Raw genomic sequence first — 13158 nt, 5'->3', positions numbered from 1 at the left:
AGCCGGGGTCTGACGGGCATGGCCGGCCACCGCCTCGCGCGGATGACATCGTGAAGGAAGGAGGGGCGCCGTGAGTGTTCGCGACATGGTCGAGAAGGACTATTACGCCGCTCTCGGCGTTCCAAAGGACGCCTCGGCGACCGACATCAAGAAGGCGTACCGCAGGCTGGCCCGTGAGCTGCACCCCGACAAGAACCCGGGGGACGCCAAGGCCGAGGCGCGGTTCAAGGAGGTCTCCGAGGCCTACGACGTTCTCTCGGACGAGGGCCGTCGACGGGAGTACGACGAGGCCCGGGCGCTGTTCGCGGCCGGCGGTCGTCCCAGCGGCGGCTTCGGCGGGCCTGGCCGAGCCGGGGGTTACGGCGGGTTCGGCGCACCCGGCACGGGCTACGGCAGCGGGCCGAACCTCAACCTCGACGACCTTCTCGGTGGGGCGAACGGCGGCCTCGGCGGCATCTTCGACAACCTGTTCCAGCGGTCGGCACCCGGACGCGGCCCGCGTCGGGGTGCCGACATCGAGGCCGAGGTCACGATCCCCTTCGAGAAATCGCTGACCGGCCTGGAGGCGTCGGTCCGGCTTCCCGGGGCCGCGACCTGTACCACCTGCACCGGCAGCGGGGCGCGTCCCGGCACGACGCCGCGCACCTGCCCGACCTGCCGTGGACTGGGCGTGGTGTCCCGCTCCCAGGGTGGCTTCGCACTCTCCGAGCCCTGCCGCGACTGCCTGGGCAAGGGCACCTTGATCGACCATCCCTGCCCGGACTGCCGGGGCACCGGCCGGCGTGAGCGTGAGCAGCGCATCCGCATCCCACCTGGGGTGAGCGACGGACAGCGGCTGCGGGTCCGGGGGCGTGGCATACCCGGCGAACGGGGCGGACCGGCCGGTGATCTCGAGGTGACGGTGCACGTGCTGCGCCATCCGGTGTTCGAGCGGGAGGGGAACAACCTGGCGATCACTCTCCCCGTGACGATCACCGAGGCCGCCCTCGGCGCATCGATACGGGTGCCGACCCTGGACGGTGCTCCGCTCACGATGAAGGTACCGGCGGGGACCTCCAGCGGTCGACGCCTGCGGGCCCGCGGGCGGGGTGTCCCCACAGCCGGGGGCGGGAACGGGGACCTCATCGTCACCCTCGAGGTGACGGTGCCGAAGCCGAGTGATCTCTCGCCACGGGCACGTACGGCGTTGCTGGAGTTCGCCCAGGCCCATCCCGAGGACCCACGGGCGCCGTTGATGGAACGGATGGGGGCAGGCGGATGACCGGGCGGCCGAACCGCACATCCGACCCGCCGCCCGCCCGGCGCGGGCGAGCGACGGGAGCAGGGCGAACAGGGGAACGGCAGCTCCAGAGAGGACCGGCGGCGTCCCCCGCTGAGGTTCGGCCGGACACCGAGATTCGGCCGGAGGGCTACTACCCCGCCGGCCCGCTGCCGGGCCCGGCCCACGACGAGGACGCACCAGTCTACGTCATCTCGATCGCCGCGCAGCTCGCCGGGATGCATCCCCAGACCCTGCGGTCCTACGACCGGCTCGGGCTGGTCACGCCCGGGCGCACGGCCGGGCGGGGGCGGCGTTACTCCGCCCGGGACGTGGCGTTGCTGCGCGAGGTGCAGCGGTTGTCCCAGGAGGAAGGCGTCAACCTGGACGGGATCAAGCAGATCCTCCGGTTGAGCGCCCAGGTGATGGCGCTGCAGGCGCAGGTGCGTCAGCTCACCGAGGAGCTCGCCCGGTCCCGCGCCGACACGGACCGCGCGGTGGCCGAGGCGCATGCCAGTCACCGGCGCGACCTCGTCCCGGTGGATCGCGGCGCGCTCGTGGTCTGGCGGCCGCTGCCCCGCCGCTGACCGGCCGGGCGGAGCCGGCAAACGGATGCAGGGGGTTCATCGCGGCGCGCCCGCAAAGTTGAGTAGGAACGACTCAGGTATGCTGAGCGTTGAAAAAGCGACGGTGCACGCCGTCCGACCATCTGGGATCCGCCATGAACGCTGAACGCCTCACCGCCCGGTCGCAGGAGGCACTCTCCGCAGCGATCAGTCGAGCCACCGCCGACGGGTCACCCCTCGTCGACCCCCTCCACCTGCTCACCGCACTGCTCGAAGCGTCTGACGGGGTCGGCGCGGCGCTGCTGGCGTCCGCGGGCACCTCGGTCGACACGGTGCGCTCCCGAGCCGAGGCCGCAGTGACGCGGCTGCCCCGCGCGACGGGCATGAGCGTGTCCCCGCCGCAGCTGTCCCGCCAGCTCATCGCGGTGCTGAACAACGCCGAGCGGCAGGCCGGTCAGCTGGGTGACGAGTACACCTCGGTCGAGCATCTGGTCGTGGCGCTCGCCGAGGAGGGGGGCGAGGCCGGGCGGATCCTTACCTCCGCCGGCGCCACCCCCGACGCGCTGCGCGGCGCCTTCGAGAAGGTGCGCGGCGGCGCCCGGCGGGTGACCACCCGGGACCCGGAGGGCTCCTACCGCGCGTTGGAGAAGTACTCCATCGACCTCACCGAGCGTGCGCAGCAGGGCAAGCTGGACCCGGTGATCGGCCGCGACGCCGAGATCCGCCGCGTCATCCAGGTGCTGTCGCGGCGGACGAAGAACAACCCGGTCCTCATCGGCGAGCCCGGGGTCGGCAAGACGGCCATCGTCGAAGGGCTCGCGCTGCGGGTCGTCGCGGGTGACGTGCCCGAGTCGCTGCGCGGCCGGCGCATCGTCTCGCTCGACCTCGGTTCGATGGTTGCTGGCTCCAAGCTGCGCGGCGAGTTCGAGGAGCGGCTGACCTCCGTCCTCAACGAGATCCGCGAGGCCGAGGGTCAGATCATCCCCTTCATCGACGAGCTGCACACCGTCGTCGGCGCCGGCGCGGCCGAAGGAGCGATGGACGCCGGCAACATGCTCAAACCGATGCTCGCCCGCGGCGAGCTGCGCATGATCGGCGCCACCACCCTGGAGGAGTACCGCACCCGGATCGAGAAGGACCCGGCGCTGGAACGTCGCTTCCAGCCGGTCCTCGTCGGCGAGCCGACGGTCGAGGACACCATCGGCATCCTGCGCGGGCTCAAGGAACGCTACGAGGTGCACCACGGCGTGCGCATCACCGACACCGCGCTGGTCGCCGCGGCCACCCTGTCCGACCGCTACGTCACCGCACGCTTCCTGCCGGACAAGGCGATCGACCTGGTCGACGAGGCCGCGTCCCGGCTCCGCATGGAGATCGACAGCCGGCCGGTGGCGATCGACGAACTCGAGCGCGCCGTGCGCCGCCTGGAGATCGAGGACATGGCGCTGTCCAAGGAGAACGACGAGGCCTCCCGCGAGCGGCGGGGGCGCCTGCAGCGCGAGCTCGCCGACCGGCGTGAGGAGCTGTCGAGCCTGACGGCCCGCTGGCACCGGGAGAAGGACTCGATCTCCGAAGTTCAGAAGATCAAGGAGGAGCTGGAGAACGCGCGGCGCGCCGCGGAGCTCGCCGAGCGCGACCTCGACCTCGCCAAGGCCGGGGAGCTGCGGTACGGCACCATCCCGACGTTGGAGAAGCGGCTGTCGGCGGCGACCGGCGCGCTGGCCGGCGCGGACTCCCCCGGTGGGGCGATGCTCAACGAGGAAGTCGGCCCGGACGATGTCGCCGAGGTCGTCGCCGCCTGGACCGGGATCCCGGCCGGTCGCCTCCTCGAAGGCGAGACGGCGAAGCTGCTGCGCATGGAGTCCGCACTGCACGCGCGGGTCATCGGCCAGGACGACGCGGTGCGGGCCGTCTCCGACGCGGTCCGCCGGGCCAGGGCCGGGATCGCTGACCCGGACCGGCCGACCGGCTCCTTCCTCTTCCTCGGGCCCACCGGGGTCGGGAAGACCGAGCTCGCGAAGGCGCTCGCCGACTTCCTCTTCGACGACGAGCGGGCGATCGTGCGCATCGACATGAGCGAGTACGCCGAGAAGCACTCGGTGGCCCGCCTGATCGGCGCCCCGCCCGGGTACATCGGGTTCGAGTCCGGCGGTCAGCTCACCGAGGCGATCCGCCGCCGGCCGTACAGTGTCATCCTGCTGGACGAGGTCGAGAAGGCCCATCCGGACGTCTTCGACGTCCTGCTGCAGGTTCTCGACGACGGGCGGCTCACCGACGGCCAGGGCCGCACGGTGGACTTCCGCAACACGATCCTCATCCTGACCTCGAACCTCGGGTCGCAGTTCATCGCGGACCCCACGCTCAGCCCGCAGGTGCGCCGCGAGTCGGTGATGGTCGCCGTGCGCGACGCCTTCAAGCCGGAGTTCCTCAACCGCCTCGACGACGTCCTCGTCTTCGACCAGCTGGGCCGGGACGAGCTGGCCCGCATCGTCGATCTCCAGCTCGATCGGCTGCGGGCCCGGCTGCTCGACCGGAGGATCACCCTCAACACCACCGACGCCGCCAAGGGATGGCTCTCCGACGTCGGCTACGATCCGGTGTTCGGGGCCCGCCCGCTGCGGCGGCTGGTCCAGACGGCGATCGGCGACCAGCTCGCCAGGGAACTGCTCGGCGGGCAGATCCGGGACGGCGACGAGGTGCTCGTCGACGCCGCGCTGGACCGCTCGGGTCTGACGGTCAAGGCCGCCACCGTCAAGTCCCTCTGACAGGCCTCCCGGCGAATCGCCGCAGACCGGGCGAGGACCATCGTGGGGACGGCGCGCCGCCGGTTCCTCGGCCGATTCGGGCCGGACGTATCGGATGTGCGACTTATTGTTGCGGAATGCACGACGCTCTTCTGCCGGATCCCGCGCAGTGGCGGGTCCTGCCACCGGACCTACGGCGGCTTCGACGGGCGCTCCTGATCGTGGGAGCCGTCCCGGTGGTGGCGCTCACCCTGCTGATCACGGCGGCGTTCGGCGGCTGGCCCTGGATACTGATCACGGTGGCGCCGGTTCTCGTGACGGGCTGGCTCTGGCGCTCGATCGGCCTCCGCTGGCAGGCCTGGCGCTACGCCGAGCGGGAGGACGATCTCCTGATCAGCCGCGGGGTGCTGACGCGTCGCCTGATCGTGGTGCCGTACGGTCGGATGCAGCTCGTCGACGTCACCGCCGGGCCGCTGGCACGCCGTTTCGGCATCGCCAAGGTGCAGCTGCACACCGCGGCCGCGGACAGCGATGCCGTCATCCCCGGCCTGGCCCCGGACGAGGCCGCACGGCTACGTGACGCGCTCACCGAACGCGGTGAAGCCCGGTCGGCCGGGCTGTGACAATCGAGCGGGGGTCCACCACCGGCGAAGCGCCGGCTCGGGCGACACGCCCCGGCCAGGACGGGTTTCACCGGCTGCATCCGCTCACCCCGTTCCTGCGCGGCTGGGTAATCGTCGCGGCGTTCGTGGCGACGGTCGGCAGGAACCTCGCCGACGACGCCACGCCCCGCATCATCGGGCTCACCCTGATCTTCCTGATCCCCGCCGCCGGCATCTACGGATACTGCGCCTGGCGGTTCACCCGCTACCGGGTCGAACGCGACAATCTTCGGCTCGATACCGGGCTTTTGGTCCGACGGACCCGCCATGTCCGGCTGGATCGGTTACAGTCGGTGGACATCGCCCAACCGCTTCTCGCCCGAGCCGCGGGGCTCGCCATCCTCCGGCTCGATCTCGCCGGCAGGGAACGCTCCGAACTGGACACCGACTCCGGGTCCGACCTGCGGTACCTGTCGGTGGGTCACGCCCAGCGGCTGCGGGCCGAGCTGCTGGCCACCGCCGCGGGATTCGCGCCGGACGTAGGCGAGGCACCGCAGCGCCCACTCGCCGAGGTGCCACCACGGCGGCTGGTGGCCGCGATCGCGCTGTCCCCCGCGCCGTGGGTGGCGCTGTTCGGCGCGGCCGCGATCGCCACGCCCGCCCTGCTGACCGGTACCCTCACCGGCGCCCTCGGCGCCGTTCCGATGCTCGGCAGCCTCTGGCACACGACGTTTCGCCGGTTCGCGGCCGGCTACCCCTACACCGTCTCCGAGTCACCCGACGGGCTGCGCATCATCAGCGGTCTGCTCAACCGCACCCACGCCACGGTCCCGCCGGGACGGGTCCAGGCGATCAGCATCGGCGAACCGGCGCTGTGGCGCTGGTCGGGCTGGGTGACGGTCCGGATGAACGTGGCTGGCGGCGGGCCCTCCGTGCTGCTACCGGTGGCCCGCCGGGCGGATGCGCTGGCCCTGATCGGCCGGCTGCTGCCCGGAGTGGACGTCGCCGCGGTGGCGATGACCCGGCCGCCACGCCGGGCCGCCTGGCTCGCCCCGCTCCACTGGCGGCGGCTGTCCTGCGGAGCGGACGACACGGTCTTCGTCGTACACCGGGGAATCGTCCGGCGGCACACCGATCTCATCCCTCACGGCAAGGTGCAGAGCATCCGGATCGTGCAGAACCCGCTGGCCAGACTGCTACGGCTGGCCGACGTGCACCTCGATACCACCGGCGGCCCGGTGACGGTGCGCGCCGGCCTGCGCGACGCCGACGAGGCGGTCTCGCTCGCCGCCGCGCAGGCCGAGCGATCCCGGATCGGTCGGCGCCACGCCGTACCGGACCGCTGGATGAGCCGGGGCGCCGGGTAAACGAAGCGCGCTACCGGCCCGCCCTCAGCCGAACGTGGGGAACTCCGGTCCGAAGAGGGAACCCCACAGGTTCACGGCCTCCTCGTGATCGTCGGCCTGTTCCGCATCCACCGCCTTCGCCGAGTAGATCCGGGCGAGCCGGACACTCTCGGCCAACGCCTCGATGTCCTCGACGCGCAGGTACGACGACAGGTCCCCGCCGACGCCGGCCGGGTCGGCCACGGTGAGGCCGACGTCGTCCAGGTGCCGGAAGACCTCGGCGAGCCCCTGCCGGGTGTTGAGCCCGCGACCGGCGAGGACCTGCCCGGAGAGCGCCTCGATATGGAAGGAGCGCAGGTGGCTGCCGCGCACCCGGTTCCACGCCTTGAGCAGGCGGACCGCCGAGATCACCCGGGGGCCGAGGTCCGCCACCCAGCTCGTGTGCCGCTCCGGCCGGGTCGGCAGCCAGCCACCGACCCGGTCGGGTATGACGTACCCGGCACGCGGATGATCGAAGGCCGGCACCAGATGGACGTCCGGGGGGGCATCGTAGACGATGCGCAGCGCCTGGCCGCGGCTGCCGATCGTCTGGATCCGATCTCCGCCGATGGCGTTGCGTACACAGAGCAGCAGGTCGCGGGAGTCCCAGCGGAAACGCTTCCAGGCGCTGTTGGCCGCCGAGAAGACCGCGAAGATGTCGACCTCGTCGAGCGGACGGATCATGGTGTCCCGCCCCGCCGAGCCGATCGTAGCGACCCCGACCAGCGGCAGCGCGCAACGGGGCGGGAAGATCGCGCGCAGCGCCCGCTCCGCCTCGTCGCGGCGAGCCGCGACGACGGCACGGTCCTCGGCACTGAGACGGATCAGGTCGTCGAGTTTCGCGAAGGCACGCGCCGTGGTGCCGACCAGCAGCGGACCGGTTGTCGGGTTAATCGGCGACGTCGAGCCGGCCGCAGCCGGCTCGGAGCGGAGGCCTCCCTCGGAGGGGAACAGAGGGTTGAGCGTCCCCGGCGCCGACTCCTTCGGCCGACGCCAGTGCGGCGGAATGATCAGATGGTCGTACGTGACCTCGCTCGGCCGGACTCCGGCCGGTGTCCCCCGAGGGGTATCCACACTCATGGTGCTGACCTCCCAGGCGCAGGTGGCGCCGGACCGTTCGGGCTCCCCTCCCCGGGCACGCGACGGCCCTCCCACGGACCCCCACGGACGCCCCGCCCAGCTTCGGCCCGTCGGCCATTGGTCGCGACATCGCCTTACATGGTGCCCCAGGGCATCACAGTCTGAACAGGGGGCTGTCTCCGCGGCGTGTTCACCACTCTCCTCGTGACGACGAAAGAATGAGCCGGGAGCTGTCACCCAGCCGACAACACAGCATGGTAACGGTACCGTCACAATGACCTTCTGCCGCGCCGCGAAAGGCGGCTGGACATGGGTTCTGCCCGTTCGGGCCGGATGACGGCCAGATCCGGACGGTACCGGAGCGGTCGGCGGTGACCCGCGGCGCCAGGCCCGGACGAAGCCCGGCGCCCAATGACGTTGCGTGACAAACCTCAATGGTCAACTTGGCGGCGGACGCAGCCAGATCCGCCACCAATCGGCGATCAGCACACCGGTGGGCACGAACGAGGTCGCCTGCGCGAGACGCTTCCCCACGCTGTCCCCGCGCCGGATCCGCGTCTCCACCAGAGCGCCGCGGTATTCGAACCATCCCGCGACCGCGCGGATCGCCTCGGTGGCGTAGCCGCTGCGCCGGCATCCGAGCACGATCGACACCCCGACCACCACCCGCCGGCCGTGGGCCTCCGCCGCGAGCAGGCCCACCGCCGCCGATCCTGGATGGCGACCCGGGTGGCGACGCAGCACCCAGGTCAGGACCGTGTGGCCGGCGCTCGCCCGACGGCGCAGTTCGCGCCGCAGCGCCCCCGCCGGATCGTCGGGATCGGGCGCCCCCGCGGCAGGATCGGTCCCGACGATTCCGCCGAAGGGGCCGGATCCGTCACCGGGAGCGCCACGCACGCCTGATCGCGGGGTGATGACCGTGAACGCCAGCGAAGGCGCGAGCTCCTCGGCGACGTATCCCGCGTTCCAAATGGTGAGCGGGAGTGCGAGTAGTCGGGAGGTGGTGAGTGTAGGGCCATCACCCACGACGGGATGGCTCCCGGACCCCGAGCAGACCCCGTTCCCGGAGCCAGGACTCGGTGCGGTTCATGCCCTCGGGCAGCCGCACGACCGGCGACCATCCCGTCCGGGCCCGGATCTTCTCGATGGAGAGGCCCGCGTCGCGGGTCAGGGTGCGCACGGTGAGCGGACCGAGGTCCACCCGGGCGCGGGGATCGACTCCGGCCACCAGACGGGCACCGACACCGCGGACCAGGCCCGGTGCCCGCCGCGACGGGATCGCCGAGTTCATCGGAACGGCCGGAACGGCTGAGCCCGCTGGCCGTACCGAGGTCGTCGAGACCGCCGGGACCGGGTGGGTGGGGAGGGGTGGCGTCTCGGCCGCGGAACCGTCCGCGCCTCGCCTCCGGTAACCCTCCGCGAACGAACAGACACGATCAATCGCGTCGACCGCTTCGAAGATCCTGGCCGGTACGGAGCGGGGCGCCGCGATCGCGAGCATCTGACAGTAAAAGGTGAAGAAGTCGGCGGCGGACACCGACTCCCCCCCGGTCACGTGCAGCACCTCACCGGCGACCGCCGACCGGTCCGCACCGGCGACGGTGGTCACCGCCGTGACCACGTCGTCGACATGCACGGGGCTGAGCACACCCCGGCCGCCGTCGACGAGGACGAACCGCCCGGCCCGCATCAGCAGCACCGGCCAGAGGGTCCAGCGACCAGCCCGGGGACCGTAGGCGTCCCCGATCCGCAGGACGGTCGCGCCGAGTCCGTGCGCAGCGGCCGACCCGACCGCCTGTTCCGCGGCGGCCATGGCGTCGGCGCGGACGTCGCCAGTCAGCCCGATCGGCGTGGTCTCGTCCAGTGGTCGGCCGACGGCTCGCGCGGGCCCCCGGTCCCCGGTCCCGCCGGGGACCGGGCCACTCGTCCGGGCAAGCACGTCCACGCAGGAAAGATGGATGAAGCGGTCGACCCCGGCCCGACCCGCGGCGTCGAGCAACGCCGCCGTGGCGCCGAGGGTCACCCGCCGGATCTCGGCGTCGGGCACCCGTACCGGCGCTCCGGCTCGGCCGGGACGCACCGGGGTCAGTTCCGCGACGCCACCGGTCCCGATGGCGTCGGCATGGATCACCAGCTCCGTGCCGTAAAGGGCTTTCTCCCACTCACCGGGACGGCTGACGTCGGCCTGCATGACACCCGGCGCGCGCCGGATGTCGATGGCGATAACGTCGTCACCGCGCCGCCGCAGCGCGTGGGCCAGCGCTCCGCCGAGGAAGCCGGCCGCGCCGGTGACCACCGCCCGAACCAAGGTCACTCCTCCTGCCAGGATCACCCTCGCCGACGGCGCTGCCGCGCGGCCCGCCAGCCCGTCCACCGGCTGGGTCCGCGGGCTTTACCACGCTCGTTGCCGTGCTCGCTGCCGTCGGCGACGATGACCCGACCCTACGGGATCGACTACTGATCAGGACCGGGACATCCCCGCGAGTCGGGAGGATCGAGGTCGGGTGCACCTCGCGGGATGCCACGGGCCGGTCGCGCCCGGCAAGTGGGCCGGGCCTCACGGCGTCCCGAAGTCCTGGGTCCAGTAGGTGCCGTACCTGCCGCCCGTCGCGTAGCCCACGCCGATCCGGGTCAACGAACAGGTGAGGATGTTCGATCGGTGGTCCGGGCTGTTCATCCATCCGCGCATCACCTCGGCCACGGTGCGCTGACCGGCGGCGATGTTCTCGGCGGCGATGGAGAAGGAGAAGCCGGCGGCGGCGATCCGGTCGAAGGGCGAGCGACTGTCCGGGCTGTCGTGGCCGAAATAGCCGGCCGTGGCCATGTCGACGCTGTGTGCCTGGGCCGCGGCGGCCAACCGTAAGTCGACGATCAACGGAGGGCAACCGGCCGCCCGGCGCTCGAGGTTGGTCGAGGTCACGACCTGACCGACCAGGCTCGTCCAGGAGGCCGGCAGGTACGGCGGGCGCGGCGAGATAACAGCCGGCGCCGGGGCCGACGCGGACGGAGCCGTCACCGGCGCGGCCAGGGCCAGAGCCGACGCCCGCGCAGCGGGCAGCTGATCCGGACCGGCCGGGCGAGCGGCGGGCTGCGGCTCGGCCCCGGGCCCGGTCGGCGCACCCCGATCCGCGATCCGATCCGCGATCGACGTGGGAGGGACCCCGACCACGCCCCGACCCGGCTGCGCGCCGACGCGGCCGGCCACGTGGTCACCGTCACGCGGTCCCGAATGACCACCCGCGAGCAGCACGACCGCCAGAACCGCGGTCAAGGCCCCTGCCGCGGTGCAGAGGACGGGGCCGGCGCGACGCCGTTCCGCATGGTGCCGCCTGTGGTGTCGAAGCATCGAATCCTTCGGTGGTCGGACCCCCCGACCGCGTACCTGGACCGATCAAGGTTAGCCGGCCATAGCCAGAAATTGCCATAGGAAAGGGAATTGATCGTCCAATGTGATCTGGTCGTAACGTCGTGGAGACTACCGGTCCACGGATCTCCCGACGGGATCCGGCGCCGCGGGGCACTAACGGACAACATCCCTACGCTCCTCGCCCGACCCTCGGCGCTCCTCGCCCGACACGGACTACCGCGGCCCCTGGTCGGGGAGCCGGCCCGATCGCCGACGCAGCAGCTCACCGGCGATCCCGGCGATGACGGAGATGGCGATCACGACGAGCGCGATCCACACCGCCGCATCCCGCAGCCCAGGAATGGCGGCCGCCGTATAGCCCAGAAGGATCAATCCGGTCCCCCAGACGAGCGCTCCGAGCATGACCGCGATCAGAAAGCGGGACCATGACATCGCCACGGCCCCGGCGAGTACCGGCGCGAACGTCCTCGCCCACGGCACGAAGCGGGCCGCGACCAGGGTGATCGGCCCGAACCGTCGGTAGAATTCCTCCGTACGGGCCAGCACCGTGGCGTACCTGCGCTCCAGGTACGGCCGGCCGAGGCGATGCCCGGTGTAGTAGCCCGCCACCGCCCCGACGGTGGCCGCCGCCGCGACCCCGATCGAGAGGACCGCGACGGACACGTTCGACGCCGCGTCCGCCGCCATCAGCCCGGCCGCGAAGAGAATGGTGTCACCCGGAAGCCAGAACCCGATCAGGATCCCGCTCTCGACGAAGATGACCGCGAAGAGGACGACGTACAGCGTCATCCCGGACAGGCTGCCGACATCCACTCGACCAGTGTGCCGACCCTTGGTCGGCACCCGCCCCGCGCCCGGCGCGCGGACCGGCACCGCGTCGGCGACGTCAGCCGCATCCGACCCCGGGACGGGGCAAGGCGTCATACCCTTCGCCCATCAGGAGTCCACGGCGGGCTTCGGCCCGATCCGGCTGCCCTGCACCGCGGGTGCAGGGCTGATCGGCGCCCCTACAGGTTCGTAAGGAGCCCCACCGATGCCCATCGCCACGCCAGACGTATATGCCGAGATGCTCGACCGGGCGAAGGCCCAGTCCTTCGCCTACCCCGCGATCAACGTGACCTCGTCGCAGTCCCTGAACGCCGCGCTGCGGGGCTTCACCGAAGCCGGCAGTGACGGCATCGTGCAGGTGTCCACCGGCGGTGCCGAGTACCTGTCCGGCTCGACGGTGAAGAACATGGTCCTCGGCGCGGAGGCACTAGCCGAGTTCGCCCACCATGTCGCGGAGGCGTATCCGGTCAACATCGCCCTGCACACCGACCACTGCCCGGCCGACAAGCTTGACACCTACATCCGTCCCCTGATCGCGATCTCGAAGGATCGGGTGGCCCAGGGGCGCGAGCCGCTCTTCCAGTCGCACATGTGGGACGGCTCGGCGGTCCCCCTTGAGGAGAACCTCAAGATCGCCGAGGAACTACTCGCGGATGCCGCCGCCGCGAAGATCGTTCTCGAGGTCGAGATCGGGGTCGTCGGCGGCGAGGAGGACGGCGTCGTCGGCGCGATCGACGAGAAGCTCTACACGACGCCGGAGGACATGTGGCGGACGGCCGAGGTGCTCGGCACCGGCGCGAAGGGGCGCTACCTGCTCGCCGCCACCTTCGGCAACGTGCACGGTGTGTACAAGCCCGGAAACGTCAAGCTACGCCCGACGATTCTGCACGAAGGACAGGAGTACGTCGCCAGGAAGCTCGGGCTGCCAGCCGGCGCGAAGCCGTTCAACCTCGTCTTTCACGGCGGTAGCGGGTCGGCTCTCACCGAAATCCGCGAGACGCTCGACTACGGGGTGGTCAAGATGAACGTGGACACGGACACCCAGTACGCATTCACCCGCCCCATCGTGGAGCACGTGTTCAAAAACTATGACGGCGTTCTCAAGGTGGACGGTGAGGTCGGCGTGAAGAAGGCATACGACCCGCGTACCTACGGAAAGCTCGCGGAGAGCAGCATGGCGGCCCGCGTCGCCCAGGCGTGTGAGGACCTCCGTTCCGCCGGCACCAGCCTCGGACGGGCATAGTGGCTCTTCGAAGTTAAGCGGGTTTGAGGCATCTGCGGGCTCGGCGGGTGGTTGCGCAGCGTGTGCGTAGCCGCTGGTTTTCGGG

Annotated in this window: 11 protein-coding genes; 6 read left to right on the top strand and 5 right to left on the bottom strand. The window is 71.5% G+C overall.

Translation table 11 applies throughout. The annotated features are described in order from the left end of the window. Nucleotides 1–70 precede the first annotated feature (70 nt). From dnaJ to AC08OQ_RS04960, 5 genes are all read left to right on the top strand, one after another. The gene (dnaJ, locus tag AC08OQ_RS04980; RefSeq protein ID WP_476604970.1) at nucleotides 71–1261 is read left to right on the top strand and encodes a molecular chaperone DnaJ; all 1191 of its coding nucleotides are present in this window, start codon (nucleotides 71–73) and stop codon (nucleotides 1259–1261) included. After that, nucleotides 1258–1845, top strand: a complete 588-nt coding sequence (locus AC08OQ_RS04975) for a heat shock protein transcriptional repressor HspR (protein ID WP_476604971.1) — start codon at nucleotides 1258–1260, stop codon at nucleotides 1843–1845. The genes dnaJ and AC08OQ_RS04975 overlap by 4 nt, the downstream gene beginning before the upstream one ends. A 134-nt stretch (nucleotides 1846–1979) precedes the next feature. Beyond that, nucleotides 1980–4589 carry an ATP-dependent chaperone ClpB gene (gene clpB, locus AC08OQ_RS04970; RefSeq protein WP_476604972.1) on the top strand — a complete coding sequence of 870 codons (2610 nt, stop codon included), beginning with the start codon at nucleotides 1980–1982 and terminating at the stop codon, nucleotides 4587–4589. A 116-nt stretch (nucleotides 4590–4705) separates the two neighbouring features. Then, nucleotides 4706–5191, top strand: a complete 486-nt coding sequence (locus AC08OQ_RS04965; protein WP_462186393.1) for a PH domain-containing protein — start codon at nucleotides 4706–4708, stop codon at nucleotides 5189–5191. Then, entirely contained in the window at nucleotides 5188–6537 is a 1350-nt protein-coding gene (locus tag AC08OQ_RS04960; RefSeq protein WP_476604973.1) for a PH domain-containing protein, read from the top strand. The genes AC08OQ_RS04965 and AC08OQ_RS04960 overlap by 4 nt, the downstream gene beginning before the upstream one ends. Before the next feature lie 24 nt (nucleotides 6538–6561). Here AC08OQ_RS04960 and AC08OQ_RS04955 read toward each other — a convergent pair whose 3' ends face one another. The 5 genes from AC08OQ_RS04955 to AC08OQ_RS04935 form a co-directional block, all read right to left on the bottom strand. Beyond that, nucleotides 6562–7635 (bottom strand): nucleotidyltransferase domain-containing protein, encoded by a 1074-nt coding sequence (locus AC08OQ_RS04955; RefSeq protein WP_476604974.1) that lies wholly within the window; start codon nucleotides 7633–7635, stop codon nucleotides 6562–6564. Nucleotides 7636–8073: 438 nt separating this feature from the next. Then, nucleotides 8074–8661 (bottom strand): GNAT family N-acetyltransferase, encoded by a 588-nt coding sequence (locus tag AC08OQ_RS04950; protein ID WP_476604975.1) that lies wholly within the window; start codon nucleotides 8659–8661, stop codon nucleotides 8074–8076. After that, nucleotides 8654–9943: an NAD-dependent epimerase/dehydratase family protein gene (locus AC08OQ_RS04945; protein ID WP_476604976.1), complete on the bottom strand. Its 1290-nt coding sequence runs from the start codon at nucleotides 9941–9943 to the stop codon at nucleotides 8654–8656. The genes AC08OQ_RS04950 and AC08OQ_RS04945 overlap by 8 nt, the downstream gene beginning before the upstream one ends. A 249-nt stretch (nucleotides 9944–10192) precedes the next feature. Next, on the bottom strand, nucleotides 10193–10906 hold the full coding sequence (locus AC08OQ_RS04940) for a CAP domain-containing protein (protein ID WP_462202764.1): 714 nt from the start codon (nucleotides 10904–10906) through the stop codon (nucleotides 10193–10195). 309 nt (nucleotides 10907–11215) lie between these two features. Then, the gene (locus AC08OQ_RS04935; RefSeq protein WP_476595019.1) at nucleotides 11216–11926 is read right to left on the bottom strand and encodes a DedA family protein; all 711 of its coding nucleotides are present in this window, start codon (nucleotides 11924–11926) and stop codon (nucleotides 11216–11218) included. A gap of 109 nt (nucleotides 11927–12035) precedes the next feature. Here AC08OQ_RS04935 and fbaA point away from each other — a divergent pair, with 109 nt between their 5' ends. Then, the gene (fbaA, locus tag AC08OQ_RS04930; protein WP_476604977.1) at nucleotides 12036–13073 is read left to right on the top strand and encodes a class II fructose-bisphosphate aldolase; all 1038 of its coding nucleotides are present in this window, start codon (nucleotides 12036–12038) and stop codon (nucleotides 13071–13073) included. Nucleotides 13074–13158 lie beyond the last annotated feature (85 nt).

It is taken from the genome of Frankia sp. CcCS3, assembly GCF_977927575.1.
The sequence above is the reverse complement of the archived record's forward strand: the minus strand, read 5'-3'. Positions and strand labels throughout refer to the sequence as shown.

Bases quoted from the DNA above. Each gene is read 5' to 3' on its own strand.
- AC08OQ_RS04975 (WP_476604971.1), top strand. From the start codon at position 1,258: ATGACCGGGCGGCCGAACCGCACATCCGACCCGCCGCCCGCCCGGCGC.
- clpB (WP_476604972.1), top strand. From the start codon at position 1,980: ATGAACGCTGAACGCCTCACCGCCCGGTCGCAGGAGGCACTCTCCGCA.
- AC08OQ_RS04965 (WP_462186393.1), top strand. From the start codon at position 4,706: ATGCACGACGCTCTTCTGCCGGATCCCGCGCAGTGGCGGGTCCTGCCA.
- AC08OQ_RS04955 (WP_476604974.1), bottom strand. From the start codon at position 7,635: ATGAGTGTGGATACCCCTCGGGGGACACCGGCCGGAGTCCGGCCGAGC.
- AC08OQ_RS04935 (WP_476595019.1), bottom strand. From the start codon at position 11,926: ATGACGCCTTGCCCCGTCCCGGGGTCGGATGCGGCTGACGTCGCCGAC.
- fbaA (WP_476604977.1), top strand. From the start codon at position 12,036: ATGCCCATCGCCACGCCAGACGTATATGCCGAGATGCTCGACCGGGCG.